This is a genomic window from Streptomyces sp. NPDC004667, assembly GCF_040609475.1.
Lineage (GTDB): Bacteria > Actinomycetota > Actinomycetes > Streptomycetales > Streptomycetaceae > Streptomyces.
Genome location: NZ_JBEXKC010000091.1, coordinates 1 through 25,816, shown reverse-complemented (window position 1 = coordinate 25,816; position 25,816 = coordinate 1). Strand labels below are relative to the sequence as shown.

General features: G+C 72.7%; 24 protein-coding genes and 1 tRNA gene. 13 read left to right on the top strand and 12 right to left on the bottom strand.

Features of this window, described 5'->3' with window-relative positions:
* The first annotated feature begins 493 nt into the window (after window positions 1-493).
* Together ABZW32_RS33185 and ABZW32_RS33180 are read left to right on the top strand one after the other, a co-directional pair.
* Window positions 494-1,879 carry a molybdopterin-dependent oxidoreductase gene (locus ABZW32_RS33185; protein WP_356223271.1) on the top strand — a complete coding sequence of 462 codons (1,386 nt, stop codon included), beginning with the start codon at window positions 494-496 and terminating at the stop codon, window positions 1,877-1,879.
* Window positions 1,876-2,463 (top strand): hypothetical protein, encoded by a 588-nt coding sequence (locus ABZW32_RS33180; RefSeq protein WP_356223269.1) that lies wholly within the window; start codon window positions 1,876-1,878, stop codon window positions 2,461-2,463. The genes ABZW32_RS33185 and ABZW32_RS33180 overlap by 4 nt, the downstream gene beginning before the upstream one ends.
* Here ABZW32_RS33180 and ABZW32_RS33175 read toward each other — a convergent pair.
* On the bottom strand, window positions 2,433-3,107 hold the full coding sequence (locus ABZW32_RS33175) for a methyltransferase domain-containing protein (RefSeq protein WP_356223266.1): 675 nt from the start codon (window positions 3,105-3,107) through the stop codon (window positions 2,433-2,435). The genes ABZW32_RS33180 and ABZW32_RS33175 overlap by 31 nt on opposite strands.
* A gap of 451 nt (window positions 3,108-3,558) precedes the next feature.
* Here ABZW32_RS33175 and ABZW32_RS33170 point away from each other — a divergent pair, with 451 nt between their 5' ends.
* Entirely contained in the window at window positions 3,559-3,915 is a 357-nt protein-coding gene (locus ABZW32_RS33170) for a hypothetical protein (RefSeq protein ID WP_356223264.1), read from the top strand.
* Window positions 3,916-4,018: 103 nt separating this feature from the next.
* On the opposite strand, the gene ABZW32_RS33165 is transcribed toward ABZW32_RS33170, so the two are convergent.
* Window positions 4,019-4,453 carry an HIT domain-containing protein gene (locus ABZW32_RS33165; protein ID WP_356223262.1) on the bottom strand — a complete coding sequence of 145 codons (435 nt, stop codon included), beginning with the start codon at window positions 4,451-4,453 and terminating at the stop codon, window positions 4,019-4,021.
* Window positions 4,454-4,714: 261 nt separating this feature from the next.
* A complete protein-coding gene (locus tag ABZW32_RS33160) occupies window positions 4,715-5,500 on the bottom strand; it encodes an ATP-grasp domain-containing protein (protein ID WP_356223261.1) in 786 nt (261 codons plus the stop codon).
* 167 nt (window positions 5,501-5,667) lie between these two features.
* Here ABZW32_RS33160 and ABZW32_RS33155 point away from each other — a divergent pair, with 167 nt between their 5' ends.
* Window positions 5,668-5,901: a hypothetical protein gene (locus ABZW32_RS33155; protein ID WP_356223259.1), complete on the top strand. Its 234-nt coding sequence runs from the start codon at window positions 5,668-5,670 to the stop codon at window positions 5,899-5,901.
* Window positions 5,902-6,320: 419 nt separating this feature from the next.
* Here the strand turns inward: ABZW32_RS33155 and ABZW32_RS33150 are convergent, their stop codons facing one another.
* Together ABZW32_RS33150 and ABZW32_RS33145 are read right to left on the bottom strand one after the other, a co-directional pair.
* Window positions 6,321-6,908: a hypothetical protein gene (locus ABZW32_RS33150; RefSeq protein ID WP_356223257.1), complete on the bottom strand. Its 588-nt coding sequence runs from the start codon at window positions 6,906-6,908 to the stop codon at window positions 6,321-6,323.
* Between the two features lie 62 nt (window positions 6,909-6,970).
* The gene (locus tag ABZW32_RS33145) at window positions 6,971-7,567 is read right to left on the bottom strand and encodes a TetR/AcrR family transcriptional regulator (protein ID WP_356223255.1); all 597 of its coding nucleotides are present in this window, start codon (window positions 7,565-7,567) and stop codon (window positions 6,971-6,973) included.
* A 99-nt stretch (window positions 7,568-7,666) separates the two neighbouring features.
* On the opposite strand from ABZW32_RS33145, the gene ABZW32_RS33140 reads away from it, so the two are divergent.
* The gene (locus ABZW32_RS33140) at window positions 7,667-8,449 is read left to right on the top strand and encodes an SDR family oxidoreductase (RefSeq protein ID WP_356223253.1); all 783 of its coding nucleotides are present in this window, start codon (window positions 7,667-7,669) and stop codon (window positions 8,447-8,449) included.
* A 64-nt stretch (window positions 8,450-8,513) separates the two neighbouring features.
* On the opposite strand, the gene ABZW32_RS33135 is transcribed toward ABZW32_RS33140, so the two are convergent.
* Entirely contained in the window at window positions 8,514-10,139 is a 1,626-nt protein-coding gene (locus tag ABZW32_RS33135) for a putative glycoside hydrolase (RefSeq protein ID WP_356223251.1), read from the bottom strand.
* Window positions 10,140-10,350: 211 nt separating this feature from the next.
* Here ABZW32_RS33135 and ABZW32_RS33130 point away from each other — a divergent pair, with 211 nt between their 5' ends.
* Window positions 10,351-11,364, top strand: a complete 1,014-nt coding sequence (locus tag ABZW32_RS33130) for a polysaccharide deacetylase family protein (protein ID WP_356223248.1) — start codon at window positions 10,351-10,353, stop codon at window positions 11,362-11,364.
* A gap of 83 nt (window positions 11,365-11,447) precedes the next feature.
* Here the strand turns inward: ABZW32_RS33130 and ABZW32_RS33125 are convergent, their stop codons facing one another.
* Window positions 11,448-12,977, bottom strand: coding sequence for an FAD-dependent monooxygenase (locus ABZW32_RS33125; protein WP_356223247.1), 1,530 nt, complete (start codon window positions 12,975-12,977; stop codon window positions 11,448-11,450).
* An 87-nt stretch (window positions 12,978-13,064) separates the two neighbouring features.
* Between ABZW32_RS33125 and ABZW32_RS33120 the strand changes: the two genes are divergently transcribed.
* The 5 genes from ABZW32_RS33120 (at window position 13,065) to ABZW32_RS33100 (ending at window position 16,798) form a co-directional block, all read left to right on the top strand.
* A complete protein-coding gene (locus ABZW32_RS33120; RefSeq protein WP_356223245.1) occupies window positions 13,065-13,700 on the top strand; it encodes a TetR family transcriptional regulator in 636 nt (211 codons plus the stop codon).
* Window positions 13,701-13,873: 173 nt separating this feature from the next.
* On the top strand, window positions 13,874-14,575 hold the full coding sequence (locus tag ABZW32_RS33115) for a response regulator transcription factor (RefSeq protein WP_356223243.1): 702 nt from the start codon (window positions 13,874-13,876) through the stop codon (window positions 14,573-14,575).
* Complete coding sequence (locus ABZW32_RS33110; protein ID WP_356223241.1) at window positions 14,572-16,023, top strand: HAMP domain-containing sensor histidine kinase; 1,452 nt, start codon at window positions 14,572-14,574, stop codon at window positions 16,021-16,023. The genes ABZW32_RS33115 and ABZW32_RS33110 overlap by 4 nt, the downstream gene beginning before the upstream one ends.
* A gap of 158 nt (window positions 16,024-16,181) precedes the next feature.
* Complete coding sequence (locus tag ABZW32_RS33105; RefSeq protein ID WP_356223239.1) at window positions 16,182-16,589, top strand: hypothetical protein; 408 nt, start codon at window positions 16,182-16,184, stop codon at window positions 16,587-16,589.
* The gene (locus ABZW32_RS33100; RefSeq protein WP_356223237.1) at window positions 16,586-16,798 is read left to right on the top strand and encodes a hypothetical protein; all 213 of its coding nucleotides are present in this window, start codon (window positions 16,586-16,588) and stop codon (window positions 16,796-16,798) included. Before ABZW32_RS33105 ends, ABZW32_RS33100 begins: the two co-directional genes overlap by 4 nt.
* 194 nt (window positions 16,799-16,992) lie before the next feature.
* Here ABZW32_RS33100 and ABZW32_RS33095 read toward each other — a convergent pair.
* Window positions 16,993-17,083: transfer RNA gene (locus ABZW32_RS33095), tRNA-Asn, on the bottom strand.
* 144 nt (window positions 17,084-17,227) lie between these two features.
* Entirely contained in the window at window positions 17,228-18,100 is an 873-nt protein-coding gene (locus tag ABZW32_RS33090; RefSeq protein WP_356223236.1) for a hypothetical protein, read from the bottom strand.
* A 413-nt stretch (window positions 18,101-18,513) separates the two neighbouring features.
* Between ABZW32_RS33090 and ABZW32_RS33085 the strand changes: the two genes are divergently transcribed.
* A complete protein-coding gene (locus tag ABZW32_RS33085) occupies window positions 18,514-19,323 on the top strand; it encodes a peptidoglycan-binding protein (RefSeq protein ID WP_356223233.1) in 810 nt (269 codons plus the stop codon).
* Between the two features lie 224 nt (window positions 19,324-19,547).
* Entirely contained in the window at window positions 19,548-21,881 is a 2,334-nt protein-coding gene (locus tag ABZW32_RS33080; protein ID WP_356223231.1) for a collagenase, read from the top strand.
* Window positions 21,882-21,995: 114 nt separating this feature from the next.
* On the opposite strand, the gene ABZW32_RS33075 is transcribed toward ABZW32_RS33080, so the two are convergent.
* The 3 genes from ABZW32_RS33075 to ABZW32_RS33065 form a co-directional block, all read right to left on the bottom strand.
* Window positions 21,996-23,048 (bottom strand): sodium:calcium antiporter, encoded by a 1,053-nt coding sequence (locus ABZW32_RS33075; protein ID WP_356223229.1) that lies wholly within the window; start codon window positions 23,046-23,048, stop codon window positions 21,996-21,998.
* A gap of 275 nt (window positions 23,049-23,323) precedes the next feature.
* Window positions 23,324-24,088 (bottom strand): alpha/beta hydrolase, encoded by a 765-nt coding sequence (locus ABZW32_RS33070; protein WP_356223227.1) that lies wholly within the window; start codon window positions 24,086-24,088, stop codon window positions 23,324-23,326.
* 54 nt (window positions 24,089-24,142) lie between these two features.
* On the bottom strand, window positions 24,143-25,816 hold a 1,674-nt coding region (locus ABZW32_RS33065; protein WP_356223225.1), incomplete at its 5' end, for a helix-turn-helix transcriptional regulator.

Sequence of the window (25,816 nt, the reverse complement as noted above, 5' to 3'; positions counted from 1 at the left end):
TTCGAAGCGGCGATGCGGCGGATGACGGCGTTGGACACGGAGGAGCCTTCCGTAGGGGACAGGGACGGTCGCGGGCACGCCGAAGACGTGCGTGAGCCACTCACGCGGAGGAGAGGGGATCCTGGGCGGCGGGTGAAGCACCCGTGCCGCCCGGCGACTCATCCAGTTCTACCGACGCCCCGGCGGCCTGGCAAAGACCCCGCCTACTACGGACCCTCGCAGGAGGGGACCCACCGGACCCGGCCATGGGGCGCTACGAATCAGCGGCACCGGGCCTTCGCCGGCTACTACCCCGCATCGCATGTGACGTGAGTCCTATGGGGCGGCTCACCCCCGAGGTGCTCGAATCTCACCGAAAGTCACCGGTCGTACCTCTTCGTCCGCCGTGAGGCCCATCGCGCCGCGTGTCAGGTGAGGGGTTCGGCATGTGGGTGCGGGATGTTTTCCCCGGTGCCCACGCCCGATGAGCCCGATGTCTACGGAGGTGCCCGATATGGACGCGCGCGGAGGCAGGCAGCACGGGCCGGACGGGGAGCCAGAGCGCGGCTCCGCCGGAGCGAGGCCCGCGCCGCCACCTCGGCCCTCGGTCACCGAGCGGCTGCGGGCCAGGGCGGAACGGGCGCGGGCGGCGGGCCCGCCGCCCGGCCCCGCCCGGCCGGAGTTCTGGCGCAGCCCCCTGCGCGGCCCCTGGCTGACCGGCGTGTTCGGACTGGTCCTCCTGGTCGGGGTCGCCCTTCTGTTCATCACGGGCCTGCTGTCGTACGCGGCCTACAACCCCGATCTCGCCCCGCGCAACGACCAGACGCCGGACAAAGGGTGGCTCGGGTTCTACCTCTTCACCTGGCCGACCTCTCCCTCCTGGCTGTACCGGCTCACCCAGGGCGTGCACACCGTGCTGGGGGTGGCCCTCGTACCGGTCCTGCTGGCCAAGCTGTGGTCGGTGATCCCGAAGCTGTTCGAGTGGCCGCCCGTAAGGTCCGCGGCGCACGCCCTGGAGCGCCTCTCGCTCCTGCTGCTGGTGGGCGGCGCCGGCTTCGTCTTCATCACCGGGATCCTCAACATCCAGCTCGACTACATCTTCCCGGGCTCCTTCTACACCCTGCACTTCTACGGCTCCTGGGTCTTCATCGGCGCGTTCGTCCTCCACGTGGCCTTCCGCCTTCCCCGCGCCCTGCGTGCGGTCCGGGGCGGCGGGGGCCACCAGCCCGCGTCCGGCTCCCCAGAGGCCGCCGGGCTGGTCTCGCCACGTCCGGCCCGTCCCACGATCTCGCGCCGCGGGGCGCTCGCGATGGTCGGGGCCGGCTCCTTCGCGCTCCTCTTCGTGACCGCCGGGCAGAGCATCGGCGGCTGGTGGCGGCAGACGGCGCTGCTGGCCCCGCACGGCCGCGACCCCGGTACGGGACCGAACGGCTTCCAGATCAACAAGACCGCCGCGTCCAGCGGGATCCGGCCCAGTGACATCGGCCCCGCCTGGCGGCTGACCGTGCGCGGCGGCGGCCGGCAGGTGGTGCTGACGCGCGGGATGCTCCTGGCCCTCCCCCAGAACGAGGCGGCCCTGCCGATCGCCTGCGTGGAAGGATGGTCCACCCCCGACCAGCAGTGGTCGGGCGTACGGCTCAGCGACCTCGCCGCCCTCGTCGGACTCGGCAGCGACACCCCGCAGGTCCTGGTCGAGTCGGTGCAGCGCGGAGGTTCGTTCTCCTCCGTGGTCCTCGCCCCGAACCAGGCCCGCGACCACCGTTCGCTCCTCGCGGTGCGGGTCAACGGCGCCGATCTGTCCCCGGACCACGGCTACCCGGCCCGCGTGATCATCCCGGCCGCTCCGGGCGTCCACAACACCAAGTGGGTCACCCGCCTCACCTTCGGAGAGCCCGTATGACCCCCCGGACCCCCCGTTCGACGCGTTCCGCCCGTTCCGCCGGTTCCGGCCGTTCCGCCCACGGCACGGCCTCGGCCTCGGCCTTCCGCCATCGCTACGGCGCCTCCCCGCTCCACCTGCTCCTCGTCCTGGCCTCCTTCGCGCTCGCCGTGTACGCCGGGATCAGGCTCCTGAACGGCGACACCGTGGGCGTGGCGATCTGGTTCGTGGGAGCCGCGCTCGTGCACGACCTGCTCCTGCTCCCCTTGTATTCGCTCACCGACCGGGCGGCCCAGCGGCTGCTGCCCGGGCGGTCCCCCTCCGGTGAGAGCACGCCGAAGCCGAGCGTCAACCACCTGCGCGTCCCGGGCTTCATCTCCGGTCTGCTGCTCCTGGTGTGGTGGCCGCTGATCCTGCAACAGGGCGGGCACTACACCGCCTACACCGCCCTGCCCGCCGACGGGTTCCTCGCCCGATGGCTCCTCATCACCGCCGGTCTGTTCATCGGCTCGGCCGCCGTCTTCCTGATCGGGACGTGGCTGCGGCTGCGGCCCCGGCGCAGGGAGATGCGCGCTCAGGCCCGCGCACGCAGAGCCACGAAGTGACGCTCGCCCCGGGATCCGGTCCACCGCTCGGTGGCCGACCAGCCGGACTCCCGGGCGAGCCGTTCCAGCGCGGCCGGGCCCACGGCAGCCCAGGAGAACACCGGGCTCACCGCCCGCTGCCCGGCGTACAGACGCACCCGCCGACGTTCGTCCACCTCCGTCGCGGACACCTCCACGATCAGCAGCCCCCGGTCGCACACGAGATCACCGATCCGCCGCAGGAGCAGGCCCGGGTCACCGCCGATGCCGATGTTCCCGTCGATGAGCAGCGCCGTGCCCCAACTTCCTTCCGCCGGCAGCGGGTCGAACACCGAGCCGCTGCGCGCGGGCCCGCCCCGGCACACCGTGGAAATCACGGCCGAGGTGCACACGTCGATGCCCAGTACCGCACTCCCCCGTCGGGCCAGGGCTTCCACCAGGCGGCCCGCCCCACAGCCGATGTCCAGTACCCCGCCCTCACACCGTGCCAGTACCGACTCGTCTCCCACGTCCGGCAGCCCGGTCCACCGCATCACCTCCAGGGGGAGGAGCCAGCCCTCCCCGTCCCTGAGCGAGAGGTCCCCCTCCCCCGAGTCCATCGCCTGCGCGTAGGGCCTCCCGTTCCACGGCTCCGGCCGGCCCGTCTTCCCCGAATCCGCGCCCATCACACCCAGCTCCCTCTCCCGCGCCCACGTCTGCGGCGACGACTGCCGATGCCCGGTGCCGGCACCCCCGGCACCTCCGTCGCCACACCTCCCTCGTCGAGCCCGGGAACCGAGGGGGTCGAGGGGGTCGAGCAGGGCGGCATGTCGTCGGATCACGTGCGTCACGGGAGCCGAACCCTTGCCACATGACAGCACGTCGAGGTGAGATGCGGCAGGATCCCGTGCGGCCGTGGGTCTCGTGTCCGTGTCGGGCACGACGTCCCGGCAGGGCCGATCGTCCGGCTGCCGTGGACGTGCGTCCGGCGCTCTGGTCCGATCAGGTGGCGCCGGGGTGACGCACCAGAGCGGGTGATCAGGCGGATCGATTCGCCTCGGGACACCCCTCCTAGGGTCGGGCACGCACCACCCCGCGATCACTTTCGATCACCTCCGGAAGGGACCCTTCCTCGCCATGAAGCTGCGCTCCACCGTCGGCGCCTGTCTCGGCGCCCTCACCCTGGTCCTGTCGCTCGCCGGCTCGGCCCAGGCCGCCCAGGGCAACTTCCACTACAAGTACGTGGACGGCCACGGGCAGGAACAGTTCGCGACCCTGCACGACCCGCACAGCGGCAAGTGCATCAACCTCTATCCCGTCGGCCACGACGACGAGCAGCCGGGCTACGGCCCGCACAACGACACCGACACCGCCGTGACCGTCTACCTCGGTGCGAACTGCCAGGGCGCCGAGTGGCGGCTGAAGGCCCACGGCAACCCGGCCAAGGACACCCTGGAGGTCCGCTCCGTCCGCTTCGACGCCCCTCAGGAATAGGGGACGTCCGAAAGCGCGGGCCGCCCGTCGGGGCGGCCCGCGCAACGGGTCCCCGAACGGGGCGCAACGGCCGTGACTCGGCCGGCGCGTTGTGGATTTCGGCTCAACTCCGTTCGTCGTGGATCGCTTGGTTTCGACCGAGGGCATCGGCCAGCTGGGCGACCGGATCGCCGGTGAGGCGGTGACGGGACTGGCCAGTCGGCCACGTGGAGATCCCGTCGTGCACCCACCGCGGAACGACGTGGAAGTGCAGGTGCGGCACGGACTGCTCCGACCCCGGACCGCTTGCGCTCAGGATGTTGACGCCCGAGGCACCGAGGGCGGACCGCATGGCTGTCGCCACGCGTTGGACCAGGCCCATCGACGCGGTCAGCACGTCGGGCGGCGTGTCGAACACACCCGTGCAGTGGCGGGTGGGAACCACCAGCGTGTGCCCCGGCGCGAGCGGGTTCAGCGGGGCGAAGGCACAGCACTCGGCCTCACGGGCCACCCAGTGCGCGGTGTCTTGACTGATGAGTTGACAGAAAGCGCAGTCCATAAGGCCCCACCCTGACACGGGTCCGCACCAGGTCCGAGGGCCCGCCTGCCCGGACGAACCCGACGGACTCGTCCTGCGCCCATGCTCTTGCGGAAGCACGAGTCCTCGGCCTCCACCGACCAGCGGATCACGGCCGTTCGCCCCACAGCCAACAGCCGCATTCCACAACGATGTTGGTGCCCAGATCGACTCCCTGCAAGGTAGGCGGACGACCACCGCTTCATCTTCCTGACCGCAGCCTGATCCACGGCCGGATCGAGCTCACGGTGACGTGCCAGGGACGACCGCCGCCGAGCCGTTCAGGTGCGGCCGGTCCCGTTCGGTGACCGCGGTGATCGGGCCGGCGGCTCGGAGCACCGTGTCGAGGACGCGGTCCGGTTCGGCGGCGTAACAGTGGGCGAACCACGCCATGTTGGCCTCGACCACCGCCCAGCGGCCGTCCGTGAGCCGGCCGATGTCCAGGCACACCGCGCTGGGCAGACCGGCGGCCGTCGCGTCGAGGACCGTACGGCCGAAGGCGCGGCTCTCGGCGTCCAGCGGAGCCGGGTCGAGGCGCCCGTGGACGGCGTAGCGGCTGCCGGTGACGGCTTCGCCGTCGAGGACGAACAGCCGGTACTCGGCGGCGAACTCCACCACCCCGCTCACCAGGACCGGCGTGGAACCTTCGAGCCCGCCGGGCAGACCGGTCCCGTCCTCGTGGACGGCGGCGGGCAGCAGGTCGATCTTGGCCGAGGGCGGCTTCACGAAGGCCCGTTCCCGCAGTGTCCGGGCCTCGGCGAGGGTGGTGAGCCGCACGTCGCGCCGCAGGAGGGGGTGCGGTACGTGCGTCAGCCAGTCGTCGGCCGGTTCGAGCAGTCCGAGGCCCAGTGGGCCCGCGAGGCGTGCTGCCGCACGGGGGCCTCCGTACCAGTGCACCCGGCGTCCTCGGGCGCGCTCCGCCCGGTCGGTCACTTCGTGGCCGCGCCAGGCCGCTGCCCGGGCGATGAGTTCGGCGGTCGAGGTGCGGGGTGCGGACAGGAGGAGGACGGGCGGGGTGCGGGCTTCCATTCCCGCGAGCCTAACGAACCCGGCCACCCGCTGAACGCGCGCCCGGAACCTCCGGTCCGAGTGCGTGAGGCGCGCGCGGAAGGTGCGCGAGAATCCGCAGGACCCGTCAGGGGCGCACCGGGCCGTGGCCGGACAGGCGGGGCGAAGGGTTTCAAGAGGAGTGGTGGATGGCTGCGATCGTGTACTTCCGGAAGGTCTCCGAGACCGAAGAGGGCGTCGAGTACGAATTCGGTGACGACCCCGGCGATTTCACGCGGCGCCTGACCATGGACAAGGCTTCCCGCACCTCGACGGTCCGGGACGAGCTGGTCGACCACACGTTCCTGAAGGCCTCGCGGAAGCTCAACGCGCTGCGCACGGAGCGGGGCGTGTGGCCTGAGCGGGGGATGAGCGTGAGCTGATCACCGCTGCCGCAGTGCCGCCGGGCGGGCCGGGCACGAGGTGGAGGGGGCGGTGCTCCGTGGGCGCCGGGTGGTGGGGGTGGCTCGCAGGAGCCGGGTGGGCCGCCGGTGCGCCTCGGCCAGGGAGGGCCTGGACCCGGCCGACGGCGCGGGCCAGCAGCTCGGTGAACCAGATGTTCCGGTCGGGCCCGGTCGTGATGCCGCTGGGGAACGAAAAGTCGCTGGACAGCGGGAACTCGGTGACGTGCCCGGAGCGGCTGATCCGGCCGATCCTTCCGTACCGTGCCCGCCCCAGCGCACGCGCGGGTCGGACCCGAACCGCGCGGCTGCCGTACCGGAACGGCAGGTCCGTGGTCGGTCCGGGCATCCGTCCCCTTCCATCGGCCGGGGGCGTCCCTCCCCCGTCCGGGCCGTGCCCCTCAGGAGTAGACGATGGGGCAGCCGCGCCGGATCGAGTGCTGGGCGGCGCGCAGGAACAGGGCGACGTAGAAGGCCGTTCCCAGGTCCTCGCTCCATGGCCCCGGGCGGCTGACCGCGAGTTCCTTCGCCGCTCCGTCCAGGAACCACGTGGTCAGATCCAGGTTGTCGCACGCCATCGGGATGTCGGCCGGCAGGTCGATGGCCGCTGCCAGCCGCTCGGCGAGGGCCAGTACCCGGGGCGCGCCGGCGATCACGGACTCGTCCTCGTGCCCGGCGTCCACGGGCAGCCGGACGTCCTCGTCGAGGGGCACCGGCACCAGCACCGTCCAGCCGCAGAGGGATTCCGCCTCCTCGGGCGAGAGGTGTGCGTCGCACAGCGCGCCGAACCCGGCCATGGAGGGGACGAGTTTCTCCTCGAAGGACTGCCCGGAGCCGCGGACGAACGCGGTCTCCTCGGGGACGGTCAGGTAGGGCGGCAGCCCACGCCGCCTCAGCTCCCGGTTCAGGGCCGAGGCGACGGCCCCCCGATCCCCCTCCTCCTCACCGAACCACTCCTTCGCGCCGACGCCGACCAGGTAGATGCCCATGGCCGCACGGTACAGAGCCGCACCGACATCGGCTGCGGGCCGTCGGCCCCGGGGGGGCGAGGCTAGCGGTCGGGGTGGCGCAGGCCGGTCAGCAGTACGTCCAGGGCGAGGTCGGTGGCCTCCGCCAGCGGGGTGTCGTCGAGCAGGGAGCCCAGGGCCAGTGTGGCCAGGCCGTGCACCGTGGAGAAGGCGACCTGGGCGAGCCTGGCCGGGTCGCCCGCGCGGACGGTGCCCTCCGCCTGCGCCTGCGCGATGAGCTCGGCGGTCGTGTCGAGGCTGCGGTGCCCGAGCTCCCTGAGTTCGGCACTGGAGTCGTCGGCGTGCTTGGCGCTGAACATGAGGTCCAGCAGGGGGGCGTGGGTGACGGCGAATTCCACGTACGCCCGCCCCAGGCCGGCCAGGCGCACCGGCACCGGCCCGGGTGCCTCCGCGGCGGTGCGCAGGCGCTCGTTCAGCCGGGTGAAGCCGCTGACGGCGAGGGCGTCCAGCAGTGCCTGCCGGTCGCGGAAGTGACGGGACGGCGCTGCGTGGCTCACGCCGAGATCGCGTGCCAGGGCGCGCAGGGACAGGCCGTCCACGCCCGACTCGGTGAGGACGGTCTCCGCGCGCTCCAGCAGAGCGGCCCTGAGGTTGCCGTGGTGGTAGGGCCCCTCGGTCAAGGCGGGCACCCCTCTCTCGATGTTGTCATTGACTACAATGGTGTCGCCGCCTACATTCGATACCGTCAACACGTGGAAACGGAGCAGCCGACGATGCCTATGACATACCAGGGAACCGTGGCCCTGATCACCGGGGCAAGCGCCGGCCTCGGTGTCGAGTTCGCCCGCCAGTGGGCCGAGCGCGGAGCGGACCTCGTGCTCGTGGCCCGCCGCCTCGACCGGCTCGAAGGGCTCGCGGCGGATCTGGAGAAGCGCTACGGCGTCACGGCCCACGCGGTCGCCGCCGACCTCGCCCGGCCGGGTGCCGCGGCCGCGCTGCGCGCGGAGCTCGACGCCCGCGGGATCACGGTCCACACCCTCGTCAACAACGCCGGGTTCGGCAGCCACGGCCCCTTCGTCCGGCAGGACGTCGCGCAGATCAACGAGATGATCCAGCTGAACGTCGTGGCCGTCACCGAGCTCACCCGGGCCTTCCTGCCCGATCTCGCGGCCGACGGCCGGGGCGCGCTGGTCACCGTCGCGAGCGCGGCGGCGTACCAGCCGACCCCGGCTATGGCGGTCTACGGCGCCAGCAAGGCCTTCGTCCTGAGCTTCACCGAGGCCGTCGGCTACGAGACCCGTTCCTCTCCGCTGCGGGTGCTCGCCGTATCGCCGGGTCCGGTCAGCACGGAGTTCTTCGACGTCGTCGGCAGCCGTGACGCGGCCGTCGGCCGGATGGCCACCCCGGAGCAGGTCGTGACCGCCACCCGCCGCGCGCTGGAGCGCGGCAAGACCCCGCCCAGCATCGTCGCCGGGCTCGCCAACCGCGTTTCCGCCCTCGCCTCCGCCCTCACGCCGCGGCGCGTCACCCTGGCGGTGTCGGGGCGGATCCTCAAGGCCTGAACGCGCTTCGGCGGGCCCCCGGGGCCGGGGACCCGCCTCCTGCCCGGCCGTCGGCCGGGCCCTGTCAGCGCGTGGCGATCTGCTGGAGTGCCGCGCCCTGGTAGCGGGCGCCGGCGTTCCAGAGGATGAAGGAGCTCATCTTGTTGGCTTCGGCGGCCTTGATCTGTGCGGCCACCTCGGCCGGCCCGTAGGTGCTGCCCATCGAGAAGTCCTGCAGCCACGGGATGATCTCGGTCTGCGTGCCCTTCGCCTGGCGGGCGAAGTCGGCGAGCGAACGCTGCACGATCGCGTACGGGGAGGTGTCGGGCTGTGCGACGCCGTACTCCCCCGGCGCCCAGTGGGACGGGTAGACCATCGGGGCGACGTAGTCGGTCACCTTGACCAGGGCGCCGATGTCCTGCGCGATCTCGGTGGGCCGGGTCGCGGCGATGCCGAAGACCGAGACGCCGAGGTACTTGGCTTGGGGACGCAGCGCGGTCCGGGTGTCGGCGACGAACGAGGTGATGGACTGCTCGGGCGTGGCGGTGCCGATGCCCGGGAAACGCATGTGCGACAGCGGGCCGTCCGGCCGGCGCACGTAGTCGTAGAGGACGTCGTCGAAGCCGAGCCGGGCCGCTTCGAGGGCGAGGTCCTGGTTGTACTTGCGGACCGTGGGGTTGGCGAAGTTCGTGAAGGACAGGGCGCCGTAGTGGCCGCCGTCGTAGGGCTGCCCCGACGGGGTCAGCACGAGCTGGTCCTGGTCGCCGGCCTTCCAGGCGGCCGCGGCGAGCTTGGGGTCGCGGAAGGCCACGATGCGGCCGATGACCTGGGCGCCGGCGGCGTGGATCTCGGCGATCGCCTTGCGGGCGTCGTAGTAGCCCTTGGCCGCGCCGATCCGGCGGGCCAGCGGCACCTGGGACGCGTACCCGACCTCGCCGTCCTCGTCCTTGACGTCCAGCTCGACGGCGTTGAGCTTGCCGCTGCGGACCAGGGCGAGGATGCCGCCGCGGAGCCCGTCGTCGCCCCAGCCGATGGCCGTGATGTGCGCGGCACGGATCATGGGGCGGCGCCCCCGGGCGGACACGTCCTTGCTGGTGGTGTTCCCGGCGCGGTCCACCGCCTTGACCGTGACGAGGGGGGTGCCCTTCGGGACCGTGGCCTTGAAGGCACCGGCCTTGTCGACGGGGACCTTCTTGCCGTTGACGCTCACGTCGGCGTCACCGGAGGCGTTGCCGGTGATGGTCACCGGGGCGGCGGCGTTCTTGATCACGGGGTCGGCCACCTTCAGCTCCGGCGGGGTGGTGTCCACGCTGAAGCCCACGACCTTGCGGTACGAGGCGAAGGGGAGGCTGCTGCCGCCCGCCACCACCAGGGTGTGCCGGCCTTCCGCGAGGTGCGGGAGACCGATCCTCAGGCGGGCGCCTTCGGCGGTGAGGGGGACCGCCGCGCCGTCCAGGGTGACGTGCGGCTTGTTGCCGCCACCGGGCGTACCCGCGGCGAGATAGGCGCTGACCCGTGCGGCCGCGCGTGCGTCGAGGACGGCGCCGTCGCTCACTCCCTGGATGCCCGGACCCGGCGCGAGGAACGTCCAGGCGCCGACGCCCGCCCCGGCCAGAGCGAGCGCCCCGGTCGTCGCTATGAGGGCGCCGCGACGGGCCGGGCGGCGGAGACGGCGGGAGGAGCCGGAGCGCGGTATGCGGGTGCGGGGCATCGTGACGTCCTTCGTGACGGGGGGTGCGGGCCGGATGCTGCCTCCATTCATTGCCGCTGCACGTGCCGGTCGACTGGTTCCGCCGATATTTCACACGAACGGCCCGGATCGCCTGCGGCGTGGCGGCTACGCCATGCAGGGGACAGTGCGGTACCGGGGCCCTCTTCGCCGGTAGGTATGGCGCGACACCCCCACCTCGGAGAGGCTCCTGATGCGCCACCCGCTCGTCCCGCTCGGCGCCCTGGCAGGCGCCGCCGCCCTGCTCGCCACCGGCTGTTCCACGGGGCCGTCACCGGCCACGGGGCAACCCCGTACACCCGCCTCGCGGGCGGCGGTCGGCCCCGCCGCCGCGAAGGATCCGGCGGCGGTCGGCGCCAACGAACTCGGCCAGGTACCGGTGCTGATGTACCACCAGCTCACCGCGAAGCCGACCAGCGTCTACGACCGCACGCCGGCCGACTTCCGGGCCGAGCTGGAGCGCCTCGCACGGGAGGACTACGTGCCGGTGACGGCAGGTGACTTCCAGACGGGCCGCATCGACATCCCGGCCGGCGCCCACCCGGTGGTCCTCACGTTCGACGACTCGACCAACAGTCAGGTGCGGCTCGGCGCGGACGGTACTCCGGCCCCGGATACCGCCGTCGCCATCCTGGCGGAGACGGCGAAGAAGTACCCCGCGTTCAAGCCGGTGGCGACCTTCTTCGTCAACGCGGACGCCTTCTCGGCCACGGGCTCCGCCAAGGCCCTGACCTGGCTGAAGGCACACGGGTACGAGGTCGCCAACCACACCGACCGTCACGAGAACCTCCGCTCCCTGGACCAGGCGGGCGCCGCGAGGGCGATCTCGGCCGGCCAGCAGGCGATCGAGAAGGCCGCGCCCGGGACGCGGGTCACCTCGCTCGCCCTGCCCTTCGGCGCCATGCCCGAGCCGGCCGGGGTGGCCGCGCGGGGAACGGACTACCGCTACGACGGGGTGTATCTCGTGGGGGCCAACCCGTCGGTCTCGCCTTTCGCGAAGGCCTTCACACCCGGCGCGATCCCCCGGATCCGCTCGGCGGGGCCGAAGGACGAGGACGCCGAATTCGGTTCTTCGCGCTGGCTGGACAAGCTCGCCGCCGGGAAGAGCCGGTACGTCTCGGACGGGAACCCCGACACCGTCGCCTTCCCGCGCGCCGCGCAGAACGAGCTGTCGCCGGCCTTCGCGAAGCGGGCCCGGCCGTACTGAGCGGTTGACGCGGAGCACCGCCGGTCCGGTCACCGTCGCCACGGTGCCGCTTCACCGCATCGTGGCGAACCGTTCGAAGTCCCTCAGGCGGCCTCCCCCGCGATCCCGTCGGCGGCGAGGTCGCCGGAGCCGAACCAGCGGGTGAGCGTCTCCGCGAGGCCGGCGCCTCCGGCCCAGCAGACGTAGCCGTCCGGGCGGACGAGTATGGCCTCGGCGCCGGTCTCGCCGGATTCCGCCCGGGCACGCACGTGGGTCACCCGGTCGCTCCAGGGGGCCGCGACGGCGAGCGGGGCGTCGGTGAGGTTGAGCAGGACGCCGCGTCCGGAGCGCGTCAGGTCGCTGAACCGGACCCGCTCGTCGTCGACGACGAGGTCGAGGTCGGGCATCCGCAGGCCCAGCAGCGGATGGGCCGAGGCGTCCGGAGACGGGAGGCAGAGGTCGAGCCCGGCCATCACGCCGGCCATGTACCGGTTGGCGTCGGGCAGGCGGAGGAGGTCAGTGAGCACGTCGCGCAGCTCGCCCAGCCCGCCGTCGCGCTGCGGCCCCATGACCACCCCCTGCGCCCGGGTGAGGGCGAGCACCCGCGCGGCGACGGGGTGCCGCTCGCTCTGGTAGGTGTCCAGCAACTCCTCGCCCGCGTCGCCGCGCAGGACGGCGGCGAGCTTCCAGCCCAGGTTGAACGCGTCCTGCACGCCGAGGTTGAGCCCCTGGCCGCCGGCCGGGGAGTGGATGTGCGCGGAGTCGCCGGCGAAGAACACGCGACCGTGGCGGTACTGCTCCAGTTGCCTGCTGGCGTTGCTGAACCGGGAGGAGTAGCGGATCTCGGCGACATCGAGCGCCCCGCCGTGGGTGGCTCGCAGCACCTCGCGGACCTCCTCGGCCGTCACCGGGGCGTCGCGCTCGGCCAGCATGGTCCGGGGGCCGCTGAAGATGAGCTTGTGGAGTCCGTTCGCCAGGGGCGTGATCATGGCGAAGTGGCCCTCGGGCGTGGTGTGGATCCGCGAGCTGATGTGTCCGGTGGAGCTGTCGTCCACGTCCCCGGTGAGCAGCAGATCGGCGGTGCCCATGCGGACGGTGGCGGCCTCGCCGGGGAAATCGGCTCCGACGATCTTGCGCACGCTGCTGTGGGCGCCGTCGCACGCGACGAGGTAGCGGCCCCGCAGGGACAGGTCCCCGCCCGGCCCGGTCATGGAGATCGTGACGCCGTCGGCGTCCTGGTCCAGGCCGGTCAGGCGGTGCTCCCTGAGCACCTGACCGCCGAGCTCGGTGAGCCGGTCCTCCAGCACCGCCTCCAGCTGGTCCTGCGGGAGCAGGACCGGGTGCGGATAGCGGGTGTCCCACGCCGCGTAGTCCAGCGGGACGGGCAGGCCGGCGAAGTGGCCGCCGACGAGCCGGTAGTCGATGGAGCGTCCCAGCGCGTCGTCCAGCAGGCCGCGCAGCGCGAGCATCTCGGCGGTCCGGGGCTGGATCGCCCCGGCACGGGACTGGAGGTTGCGGCCGGGCAGCCGGTCCAGCACGACGGCCGGTACGCCGGCGAGGGCGAGCTCGGTGGCGAGCGTGAGTCCGGCGCCGCCGGCCCCGACGACGATGACACCGGTGACCTGCACGTTCATGGAGCCTCCCAGGACGATTCCTTCACTTGGTAGAGAACTATACCAGGTGCAAGTTTCTCCTCGGTACCCCATTGCTATCGTGGGCGCATGACTGAGCAACTTGGGCTGCGGGAACGCAAGAAGCAGCGCACCCGGCAGACGATCTTCGAAGCGGCGCTGCGACTGTTCCTGAGCCGCGGCTTCGACGACGTGTCGATCGTGGAGATCGCCGAGGCCGCCGAAGTCTCCAAGCGCACGCTGTTCACCTACTTCCCGACCAAGGAAGACCTCGTCCTGCAGCAGTTCGCCGACCACGAGGACGAATCGGCCCGCGTGGTCCGCGCCCGCCCGGCCGGTACGAGCCCACTGGCCGCCCTGCACGCTCACGAGCTCGACGCCCTGGCCCGGCGGGACCCCGTCACCGGCCTCACCTCCGACCCGGACGCCCTGGCCTTCGCCCGGCTACTCAGCACGACGGCGAGCCTCAGCGAGCGGCTGCTCCGGTACGCGGTGCGCAGCATCGCCGCCCTCGCCGAAGCACTGGAGGAGGCCGGCGCCGACGAGCTCACCGCACGGCTCGCCTCCGTGCAGATCGTCACCGTCCTGCGCGCCCTCGCCGACCGCAACAGCCGCCAGGTGCAGGCGGGCCGCCCGGCCGACGACGTGTACCCCGAGGCCGTCGCCGCCGCCGACCGGGCCTTCCTGCTCCTCGGCGCGGGCCTGGCCGACGCCCTTCCCGCCTGACACCCGGGCAGGTGCCCGCACCGGCCCACGACCACCGCCCACGACCGCCGCGCGGACGGCACGGTACGGAAGGCGACCGGAATCGGGCTTCCGGCAGGGGCCCGCGTCCGGTCGGTCCGGACGGCTGTGAGAGGGTCGGGCCCGGTTCGGACAGGGGCGGTGCGGGAGGCAGCATGAACACGGCAGTGGTGCTCGTGGCGGACGACGACGCCGCCATCCGGCGTTCGCTGGAGCGCGGACTGCGGCTGAGCGGATTCACCGTGGTCCTCGCCGAGGACGGGCCCGGCGCTCTCGCCCAGGTGGACGCGCGGACCCCCGACGTGCTCGTCCTGGACGTGTCCATGCCGGGACTGACCGGTACGGAGGTGTGCCGGAGCCTGCGCGCACGCGGCGACGAAACCCCCGTCCTGATGCTGTCGGCCCTGGACGAACTGGCCGACCGGGTCGCCGGTCTCCAGGCGGGCGCCGACGACTACCTCGTCAAGCCCTTCGCGCTGGAGGAACTGGTGCTGCGGCTGCACGCCCTGCTGCGGCGCAGCCCGGCGCGCGCCGAGCGGGACGTGCTGCGCGCCGGACCGCTGGAGATGGACCAGGCGACCCGCCGGGTGCACCACGGCGGGACCGAGGTCCAGCTCACCCGGCGGGAGTTCGAGCTGCTGGCCGCCCTGGTGCGCAACGCGGGCATCGTGCTGACCCGGGACCAGCTGCTGGACCGGGTGTGGGGCTACGACTTCGAGGTGCGCACCGACGCGGTGGACACCTTCGTCAGCTACCTGCGCCGCAAGCTGGAAGAGGGCGGACGCCCCCGGCTGATCCACACGGTGCGCGGCGTCGGGTTCGTGCTGCGCGTGCCCGGCGCGGGGAGCGGATCGTGAAGCTCGCCACCCGGATCGCGCTCTCGGTCACCGTGGTCATGCCGTTGCTGGTGCTGGCCGCGGGTCTGCTGGTGCTCGGGCTCGTCAGCCGCGACCTGCGCCAGCAGCAGGACGCGCGGCTCCAGGACCGGGCCTCGGCCGTCCTGCCCGACGTACGGGCCCTGCTGGCAGCCGACCGCAACGGGCGGCCGAAGGCGGAGCAGAACCAGCACCGCAAGGTGCTCGGTGACGTCCTGGACGCGGGGATCCGGGTGCGCGGCGCGGACGGAGCGACCGTCCTGGAAGGCGGTCCGCAGCCCGACGCGGCGGTCCGGCTGCCCGACCGGACCCCGCAGGGCCCCGTCACGGTCCGCGCCAAGGGCCATGCCTGGCGGGTGCTCAGCGTGCCGGTGGCCGGCGCCGCGCCCGGGAACCTGTGGATCTACACGGCGGCTTCGAGCACCGACCCGCAAGTGGCCGCCGTGCGGCGGAGGGTGCTGCTCGTGGCGCTGCTGGCCGCTCCGGTGTCCGGGCTCCTCGCGTACGGGCTGGCGGGGCGCGCCACCGCGTCCGTACGGCGGCTGAGCCGGCGGGCCGCCGGACTCGACCCGGCGGCCGGGGCCGCCGCCTTCGCCGGTACCCCCGTGAACATAGCCGAGGTGGACGAACTGTCCGCGGCCATCGGCCAGCTCCTGACCCGCTACGACGAGCAGGCGGCGCGGACCGCGCAGGCGCTGGAGACGGCCCGGTCCTTCTCGTCCGCCGCCTCGCACGAGCTGCGTACGCCGCTGATGAGCATGCAGACGGACCTGGACGTGCTCGCCGCCCACCCCGACCTCTCCCCCGGTGAACGGGCCGAGGTGGTGCGCGACCTGCGGAGCGACCACGCCCGGCTGCTGGAACTGCTCGGCGCGCTGCGGATGCTCGCGCTCGGCGACCTCGTGGAGGTCTCCGCCTTCGCCCCGCTCGACCTGTGCGAGCTGGTGGACGCGGCCGCCGCCGAGGCCGCTCGCCGGGACGCCGGGTCGGGGCTGGTGCTGGACGTGGACCTGCCGGCGGAGCTGCGGATCTTCGGCTGGGACTCCGGCCTGAAGATCATGCTCGCCAATCTGCTGCGCAACGCGGTGGTGCACGGTCACCGGCCGGGCGAGCCGCCGCGGGTCACGGTCCGGCTGCGCGCGCAGGGCGGTTTCGCACTGCTCACGGTGGACGACGAGGGGCCCGGTGTACCGCCCGCCGAACGCGAGGCCGTCTTCGGCCGGTTCCACCACCGGCCCGGCAGTCCGGGCTCCGGCCTCGGGCTCACCCTGGTGGCCCAGCAGGCCGCGCTGCACCGGGGCACGGTCGGCCTCGGCGAGGTACCCGGCGGGACGGGCGCGCGCTTCGAGGTGCGGCTCCCGCTGGTCTCGGACGACGAACCGACCGTGCGGCTGCCCGCACGGCGCGACTGGATCTCCCGGGGCGACTGACGGGCCCGCGGCGGGTTTCGGGTGAGGTCCGGGTGCCTCTCCGAGCGGCGCGGTGCGGCCGGTCCGGCGGTCACAAGGAATCCACAAAAAGGCTCCCTAGCGTCCTGCTCGGTCGGCGCGCCCACGCGTCGGCCCGTCGCACCGAAGGGGATACCACCATGCTCGCGAACCGTAGGACCGCCGCCGCGATCGGCGCCGTCGCCCTGGCCGGTGCACTGCTGTCCGCCGGCCCCGCGCAGGCCGAGAGCGCCTCGCCGAGCCCCGCCGCGTCGGCGAAGTCCGCGCCGAAGGGCGATGGCGCCAAGTCGATCTGCAAGCGCCTGCCGAAGACCGAGGCCCGGATCAGCGCCGCCCTCACCCGGCTGAACGGCGACGCCACCGTCGCCGGCTCGGTCGCCCGGCTGGAGCAGCGCGTCACCGAGGCGAAGAACGCCGGTCACACCGAGATCCACACGTACCTCAACGACCGCCTGACCTTCCGCAAGAACCTGGTGCCGACCCTGCAGAAGCGCCAGGAGGACCTGAAGGCCGTCTCCACCTGGTGCACCGCGCAGGGGTCCAAGTGAGGTCCGCCCGGCGCGGCGCGGCCGTGCTCACCGCCCTGGCCGCCGGGGCCGTCCTGCTGCTGACCGGCTGCGGGGGCGGCACGGCCGCCCACCCGAAGGCGGAGCGGTCGGCGGGCACCGACGGCCAGGCGGCGGACATGCAGGCGAAGCTGGACGCCGCCGACAGCGCGGCCTCGCAGGCGGACACGGACGCCACGCAGAACAACTGACCCCGCCTCGACGGCCAACCCGGTATTCCCGGGTGGGCCGTCGTCGTCGTACGGGTGTAGGGCCACGGGGCGGTGCGGGTGGGCGCCTTGGGGTCGGTGGCCCGGATCGGCCCGTGCGACGGCTCCCTCCCGGCGCGGCCCCGGACGCCGGAGGGCCCCGGTGGCCGGATGGCCCCGGGGGTGCCCGCGTACGGCGGAGAGGGCAGGATTCGAACCTGCGTGGATCCCAGAAGAACCCGAACGGCCAATGGCCGGTCCCCGATCAACCACTCCGGGCACCTCTCCCTCGCGACCCGGCCCGGTCACCCTCCCGGTCACGACAACCAGACTGCACCACGGCCCCTGACCCCGCGCTGACACGCCCGGCGGACACCCCGCGGCCCACCCGCGGCACTCCCTGCCGCCGGAACCCGCGCGGCCGTCACGGTGTCACGGGCCGTCGACGGCCTTCCGCAGCTGGTACAGCCTTCCGGAGTCCGGGCGACCGACGTGCCCGTAGATACGGGGCGTCCGTTCGGTGCCGCCGACGCTCCACACCTGGCGGGAACACCCCGGGACGTGGACCCGGACCTCCTGTGTCCAGACGTCCCGTCCGGGCTCGTACGACCAGGTGCCGGAGCCCGAACAGGTCCGTGACGGGCCGCCGGGCGGATCGTCGGGGGCGTGTTCGCCGACGCCGGAGGCCGTGACCCGGCCGTCCGAGGTGAAGACCAGCGTCCCGCCCGTGTGGTCGACCCAGGTGCCGGCCACGGTCGACGGACCGATCGCCGGCGGCTCGTAGGCGGGCAGCAGGCCCGCGGCGAAGCCGAGGGTGCCGAGGAGGCCCGTTCCCGCCACCACCGCCGAACCCCACAGGGCCACGTGCCCGACCAGTCGCCGGCGCCGGATCCGGGCGACCAGACCGCCCAGCGAGAGCGCGGCCGTGGCCACCGCCCAGAAGACGAGCGCGCTCCGCTCCTCCACGTCGTTGTACGCCGCGAAGGCCACGACCGGCGGTGTCACCAGGGCCGCCACCACCGCCGGTACCCACCACGCCTCGCGTCCGCCGATCCGACGGCCGGTCAGATCGGCCAGTGCCACGGCGGGCAGTACGAAGACCACGGACAGGAGGAGCGCGATCACGCCGATGACCGCGCCGAACGAGAGCAGCCCGGCCGCCAGGGCGGAGCGGTCCACCGGGGTGTCCGGCGGGGGTTGCGTCCGGGCGTACAGGAGGACCACCACGAGGGCGAGCGCGACCTCCAGACAGCCCACCAGCACCGAGACCACCAGCACCCGGCCGTACGACCGCTTTTGATCCACGGCCACCCCTCCCTCGTACCGCGCCGAAACGAAGCGGACGTGTCCGCCCGGTCGACCGTGCGGATCCATTCTGCCAGCCGGACTGAACGCGTTCAATTCATCGTCCGGACCCCGGCCCGCCCGGACCGTCGCGGGCTCCACGGCGGGCCGGGCCGGCACCTTCGGACGGCATTCCGGAACGGCGGACATCCGTGCGATCCAGCTGAATCGTTTCGACAGCTCAGGACGGTATCGGGTCACCAACTCCCGGGAATCCTCATGAAAAACGACGACTCCGCTTACCTCACCGCGCACGACCTCGCCCGGCCGCCCGCAGCACAGGACGCCGGCCCCGGGGCACCGCCCACCGTCCGGTTCGCGCGGCGCCCCGGCCGGAACGTCACCCGCGACACCTTCACGCCTGGAGGCACCCCATGAGCACACCCCAGTGGCAGCAGCTCACCGACCACCTCATGGCCGTCCGCGAACAGATCTACGAGGGCTGGAACAGCCGCGACGGCTGGGACAACTACACGCGCTGGGGGGAGGAGTTCGGTGAGGACGGCGTCGCCTGGTGCGTGATCTTCGACTGGTGCATGTACCACGACGCCGGCCTCGACGCGATCGTGCCCAAGGTCGACAACGTGAGCGCCTTCACGGGCTGGGCCAAGGCCCGCGGCCAGTGGTCCGACTACCCCTCCGTCGGCGCCTGGGTCAACTTCGGCGACGGCGCCCACACCGAGATCGTCACCGGCTTCGACGCCGACACCGTCTACACCAAGGGCGGCAACAGCATCCAGGCCGGCTCCGTCGACCACGGCCAGGGCAACGGCGTCTGGTCGCACTCCAACCCGCGCCGCAGCAGCTACGTCACCGGCTACTTCGCCCCCGTCTACCCCGACGGGCAGTGCCCGCCCACCGCCGACCCCCGCGATCCCCGCGGCGGCGCCGCCGTCACCTCCTGGCGCTGGACACCCCCCGCGTCCGCCTTCGAACCGTTCCCCGGCGCCGGGTTCTTCACCGCCGGCCGCCGCAGCCCGATCATCGCGGCCATGCACGAGCGGCTCGTCGACGTCGGCTGCGACCGCTACCGGAGCACGGCGAACGCCGACGTCTGGGGCTCGGGCGACGTCAACTCCTACCGGGCCTGGCAGCTCGGACTCGGCTACACCGGCTCCGACGCCGACGGCACCCCGGGTCCCACGTCCTGGGACAGGCTGGGGGTCCCCAAGGTCGACTCCTGACACGGGTCCGACACGGGGGACACGCACCGGAGACGGCGCCCTGGCGATGCGGCGACCGGACGACCTCACCCTCCGGGGCCGGAAGTTGACAACGTTTCAGTTTCGGTGGCCGAGAATCTGGCCAAAAGGCTTCCAGCATGATGCGACATGTGAAATTTTACATGTCACACGTCAGCTGCCCGTGTCCCCAGCACGCGGCACAACGGCCCCGGAGGCCCCCACAGATGCATCCCTTCCGCATATCGAAGGCCCGCGCGCGCAGACTTCCTGCGCTCGGCGCAGCCGTCTTCATTGCGCTCGGCCTGTTCACGCCACAGAGCCAGGCCGCCTCCGTCGGCGCCACGGCCCCGGCCGGTGCGAACGCGCGCGGAACCGCGGCCTCCGCGCCGCGGTCGATCCCGGTCCCCACGTCACCCGACGCGCTGCGCACCATCCCGCGCCTGCGGATCTCCTCGCAGGACAGCACCGAGGAGGCCGCCACGGCCCCCGCCCCCACCACCAAGCCCGTCAGGGCCGACAAGGCCGACCGGCAGTCCGCGGCCGCCGCCGGGGACGAGTGCGGCGACCTCTCCGGCGTGATCAACGCCACGGGCGGCGCGCTGGTCCAGCAGCTCAAGGCCCTCCCCCGGATCGACTGTACGTACCCACTGTTCGGCCTCACCGGGGAGAACGCGCGCAGGGCCTTCCGTGAAGCCCAGATGGTGACCGTCGCCGACGCGCTGCGCGACGCCTCCGCCGGCTACGCGGGCAACAACAGCGCCGCCATCGGGCAACTGGTGCTGTTCCTGCGCGCCGGATACTACGTGCAGGACAACCACGCGGACGTCGTCGGCGACTACGGCACGGCGCTGGACGGCTCGGCGCGCGGCGCGCTGGACGCCTTCTTCGCCTCCCCGCGCAGCAAGGACGTCACCGACGCGAACGGCGAGATCCTCAACGAGGTCGTCACGCTGATCGACAGCACCCACACCGCTGGCCGGTACGCCGGCGTCGTCAAGTGGATGCTCGGCACCTACGACGGCACCTGGCCCGGCCAGATGAACCTCGCCATGCAGCACGTCGAGTGGGTCGTCGAGAACGGCTTCAAGGCCAAGAACGACGCCCGCGGCTGGCGGGCCGCCCTCAAGGCCGACCCCGCCATCCTCGACACCTGGGCCGGATTCATCACCCGCAACGGCGCGGAGCTGAACCGCCTGGACGTCGTCAGCAACGTCGGCCGCTACCTCGGCTACGCCCTCGACGTCCCCGAGCTCAAGGACCGGGTCCGGCCGCTGCTGAAGGACCTGATCAACCGCTACCCGAACGTCGGCCCCACCGCGCCGATCACGATGAACCTGGGCTGGTACACGCGCCAGTACGACAAGGGCAACTGCGCCGCCTACGCCATCTGCGACCTGGGCGAGCGCGTGCTCCCGCTGGTCCTGCCGATCCAGCGCACGTGCAACCCGGGCCTGAAGATCCGCGCCCAGGACATGTCCCCCGGCCAGCTGGACAGCACCTGCACCAGCCTGGCCAACCAGGACGCCTACTTCCACCGGGTCATCGGCGACAAGGGCGCGATCCCCGGTGACGTGAACACCAACCTGGAGGTCGTCGTCTTCGACGACTACACCCAGTACTCGCTGTACGCCTGGGCCATCTACAACATCGACGTCGACAACGGCGGCATGTACGAGGAGGGCAACCCGGCCGCACCCGGCAACCAGGCCCGCTTCATCGCCCACGAGGCCAGCTGGCTGCGTCCCGACTTCCAGATCTGGAACCTCAACCACGAGTACACCCACTACCTCGACGGCCGCTACGACATGGCCGGCGACTTCGACGCGAGCCTGACCACGCCGACCATCTGGTGGGTCGAGGGCATCGCCGAGAACATCTCGTACGGCTACCGGGGCGTGCGCAACGCCGACGCGATCGCCGAGGCGGCCAAGAACACGTACCGGCTCAGCGACCTGTTCGACACCGTCTACAACCAGGACGCGGACCCCGACGTCAATTCGAACCGGGTCTACCGCTGGGGCTTCCTCGCGGTCCGCTACATGCTCCAGGCGCACCCGGCCGACATGCAGACCGTGCTGGACAAGTACCGCGCCGGCGACTGGAACGGTGCCCGCGCCTTCCTGAAGCAGACCATCGGCACCGGCTACGACGCCGGCTTCGCCACCTGGCTGTCGACCACCTGCGCGACCGACGACTGCGGCCCGCTGCCCGAAGCCCAGTCCACCCCGCTGTGCACCATGAGCGACACCCGTCAGTTCGACAAGAACTGCCGCCGGGACAACCTCGCGGCCACCACCGGCAACTACAGCTACCACTTCGTCTACCTGCCCGCCGGCGTCAAGCAGCTGACCATCACCAGCAGCGGGGGCACCGGCAACGCCGACCTCTACTACGGTGGCGGCACCTGGGCCACCACCGGCACCTACCAGGCGAAGTCCACCCGTGCCGGGAACGACGAGACGCTGACGATCGACAACCCGCCGTCCGGCTGGGTCTACTTCAGCCTCGCCGCCGCGCAGGACTTCAGCGGTGTGAGCGTCTCCACGCAGTCCAAGTGAGCCGGTCGCCGGGGCCGACCGGCCCCGGCGTCCTGCGGAACGCCACGATCACGGTGACGTACGCACGGGTCCCCACGGCCGGCCGGGGCACGGCCGGCCGGTCCGCGCGGCGGGTCAGCCGAGGATGGGGACGAGTCCGATGGCGAAGACCGCGTAGAACCCGGCGGCCACGGCCAGCCGGGCGGGGGTCAGCCGGTGGGCACGCATGGTGAGCAGCAGGTAGGTGATCGCCGCGATGGTGACGATCCCGGACCACAGCAGTGGGCCGTCGAAGTGCCAGCTGGTGAAGATCAGGCCGATACCGCTCGGAACGGTGGCCTGGATCATCATCGAGCCGGAGATGTTGGCGAGGGCCAGTTTGGTCTTGCCCTGGCGGACCCAGATCACCGCGTTCATGATCTCGGGGAGCTCGGTGGCGATCGGCGAGAGCAGCAGGGCGGTGACCGTCGCCGACAGGCCCAGCATCGGACCGATGACATCGAGCTGCTTCACGAAGAAGTGCGCGGCGATGAAGATCACGACGAGAGTGGCCAGCGTCTGGACGGCCACGGCCCACGTGGCCGGAGAGGCCGCCTTGGGCTGGAGCTTCAGCGGCTCCAGTTCCTCGTCCCCATCGGTGTCGTCGTCGGCGCGGCTGCTGCGGATCTCACGCCAGAAGTAGACCGCGTACGCGGCGAAGAACAGCACGCCCAAGGCCGGCTTGAACGCGAAGGCGACCAGACCGAGGGCGACCTTCAGGAAGAAGATGGGCAGGAACCACTTCTGGTCCTTGGCCAGCCGTTCCATGTCCTTCGCGTTGCCGAGGGTCTCGTCGCCCGGCCCGTTCTGCGGCGTGCCCGTCGGTGCCGGAACCCGCAGGCGCTGCCGGCGGCGCTTGAGGAGCAGCATCACGCCGGTCACCCCGTAGGCGATGGTGGCCAGGGCGAGCGGCCCGCCCATCGCGGCGCCGACGCCGATCTGCTTCGCCTCGTCAGTGGCGCCGGTGGTCACCGCGACCAGCGTCACCACCGATTCGGGCAGCGCCGTACCGAAAGCGGCCAGGATCGTGCCGACCGCCATCTTTCCGACCTTGAGGCGCTCGCCCAGCCATTCCACGGCATTGACGAACCACTCGCAGGAGAGGTAGATCGCCCCCGCGCACACGATGAGCAGTACGAAATGGATCACAGGAACCGTCCGGATTTCCCGCACCGACGGGCTTCGAGGACGACCAGCGCGAGGGGGCGGCGGCAGCTTCGACCCCGCCGACGCGCATCTGATGTCGTCGACAATGGGCCGAAGGTCTCGCCCGCCCGCATCCCCCTCGGGCGCGGGCCCGGCCACCGGGAACCCGCGGGTTCCAGTGTGTCGACGACCGGTATTGCGGGGCTACTCCCCTTCGCAGTGGCCCAGTGTAGCCGCACGCGGTGACGGAACCCGTCCCCGGCCCCCCTCTCCGGGTCTCAGCAGGATGCCGACAGGAAGGCCTCGACCTCGGTGGCGAAGCGCTCCGGAGCGTCGTGGTGGACGACGTGACCGGCCGGAAGCTCGACGAGACGGGCCCGTCCGCCCCGGCGGGCGACCATGTCCCGGGCGTGATCGGCCGTCAACTCGTCGCTCCGCGTGCCATGGACCAGCAGGGTGGGGCAGGACACCGCCGTCCAGTCGTCCCAGTGATCGCCGCCCAGCGCCTTCTGGGAGGCCACGGTGTCGTCGATCCCGAAGGAGAAGCCCCAGCCCCGGTCGCTCTGCCTGAACGAGCATTCCAGATAGGGCGCCGCCGGGCCGAGGGCGGAGACGAGCGCCTCGCGGGACGGTGCGGTGACAGGAAGGCGTGTGGTGAACGACCAGTCGCAGTGGACTGCCGCGCCTATGTCCTCCACGACCAGAGCGCTGACCCCGTCCGGGTGTCGGGCGGCGAACTGGTAGGCGTTCACCCCGCCCAGCGAGTGCCCCAGGACCGGCACCGGCCCGACCCCCAGGTGCCGGTGGAGGGCGGCCACATCCGATACGTAGCCGTCCCTCCCGTAGGCGGGGGCACGGTCGGATTCTCCGTGTCCGCGCTGGTCGAGCGCGATCACCCGCCACCGGGGCGCCAGCGCCCCGGCGAGGGGGGCGAACGCCGATGCCTCGTTGTAGTGCCCGTGCAGGGCCAGGAGCGGACTCCCCGGACCTCCGAAGTCCAGGTACGACAGCTTCCGCCCGCCCGCCATGAAGAACTCGGGCATGACGTCGATCATAGGAGTCGCCACCGACAGCCCCCGCTCGGCGGCGGCCCGGTGTCAGGCCGGGTCCGCGGCGGGCGCGGCCGGGGAGCGGGGGCGGTTCAAGGCGGCGGGGAGTTCGGCCCTGCGGCGGATGCCCAGTTTCCGGTAGCTGCTCGTCAGGTGCGTCTCCACGGTGCGGCGGGCCAGGTGCAGCAGGTCGGCGATCTCGGTGTTCGTCCGCCCCGCCGCGGCCAGCTCCGCGATGCGGCGCTCGCTGGCGGTCAGGGCACCCGAGCCGGTCCGCGCCGCGGCCGGGAGCCGGGCACCGCCCTCGCGCAGGGCCCGTTCGGTCAGGGCGAGCAGGCGCAGGCCGCCCTTGTGTTCGGCCAGGTCCGCCGCCTCGCGCAGCCGGTCCCGGGCGCGTGCGCGTGCGCCCGTGGCGAGGAGCTGGCGGCCGTGGGCGAGGAGGGCCTCGACCAGTTCCATCCCGGCGTCGGCGGGCGCGCTCCTGAGGGTGTCGACCGCCTCCTCGGCCAGGTGCAGTCCGCGGTGGCCGCCGGTGGCGGTGCCGAGGACGCGCAGGGCGCGTCCCACCGTGCGCGGGGTGTTCCACACCCGGGCCAGCCGCAGTTCCTCGGTGGCCAGGGCGAGGGCCTCCTGGCCGCCGCCGAGCGCGAGGCGGCACTGGGCGACCGCCGTCCGCCAGGGGGTGACGACCGGGCTGAGCACCTCTCGGGCCGTCTGACGGCGGCCGCACTCCAGGAAGTCGTGGAGCGCGCCCGCCGGGTCTCCGGCGGCGAGGCGCTGTACTCCCCGCGCGTAGAGGAAGCGGTTCAGCTGCCATGATTCCGGGGCTCGGCTCAGGTCGAAGGCTTCGGCGAGCCGTCCGGCCTCCTCGGAGCGCCCCGTGTGGACCAGTGCCATCAGCACGTGGGCGTCCCGGTTGGAGGGTCCGCTCTGGGCGCGTGCCGCGACGGCCGCTCCGTCGCCGCGCACCGCGATCAGCCGGGCGACGTCGCCGCGGGCCGCGGCGATGTCGGCCCGGGTGTTGAGCAGCGCGTCCTCCATGGGGTGGAGCAGGGCGGGGTGCCGGCAGCCGGCCAGACCGCGGTCCACGAGCCGCTCGGCCTCGTCGAGTTCGTCGGCCCACTCGGCGACCGCCGCCGCCGTCCCGAGCAGGAACGGCTCGGCCAGCGGGTCGGAGGGCTTGGCGAGCAGGGCCCGTACGCGGGTCATGGCCTGCCCCGCGGAGATCAGGCCGGCCGTGGCCTCGTACCGTACGAGCAGGGCCCGGCTGGCGGTGCCGACGAGTTCCGGCGCGTGCCGGCCGCTCTCGGAGAGCCTGCGGTAGGTCTCCTGACGGGTGGCGAGGTCGGCGTCCGACAGCAGTGCGGTGGCGGTCCGCACGGTGCGGGTGAGTCCCGGATGCCCGTCCAGGCTGCCTTCCGTGCGCCGCAGTACCTCCAGCGCGGTGGTGACCTCGCCGCGGCCGACCAGGGCGGTGCCGAGGGCGACGGCCGCGCGCACCCGGTCGCGGGGTGCGGCGTGCAGGTGCTGGGCCTCGGCTAGCCGTGCGATGCCCACCGCGCCGCCGGCCGAGGCGTACTCCAGCGAGCCCAGCTCGGTCAGCAGTTGCTGGCGCCGTTCGTCGCAGAGCGGTTCGTCCAGGGCGCGGCGCAGGTATCGGGCGGCGGCGCCGGGGCGGGCGTCGTGCACCGCGACCGTCGCCGCGTCGCGCAGTACGCGCAC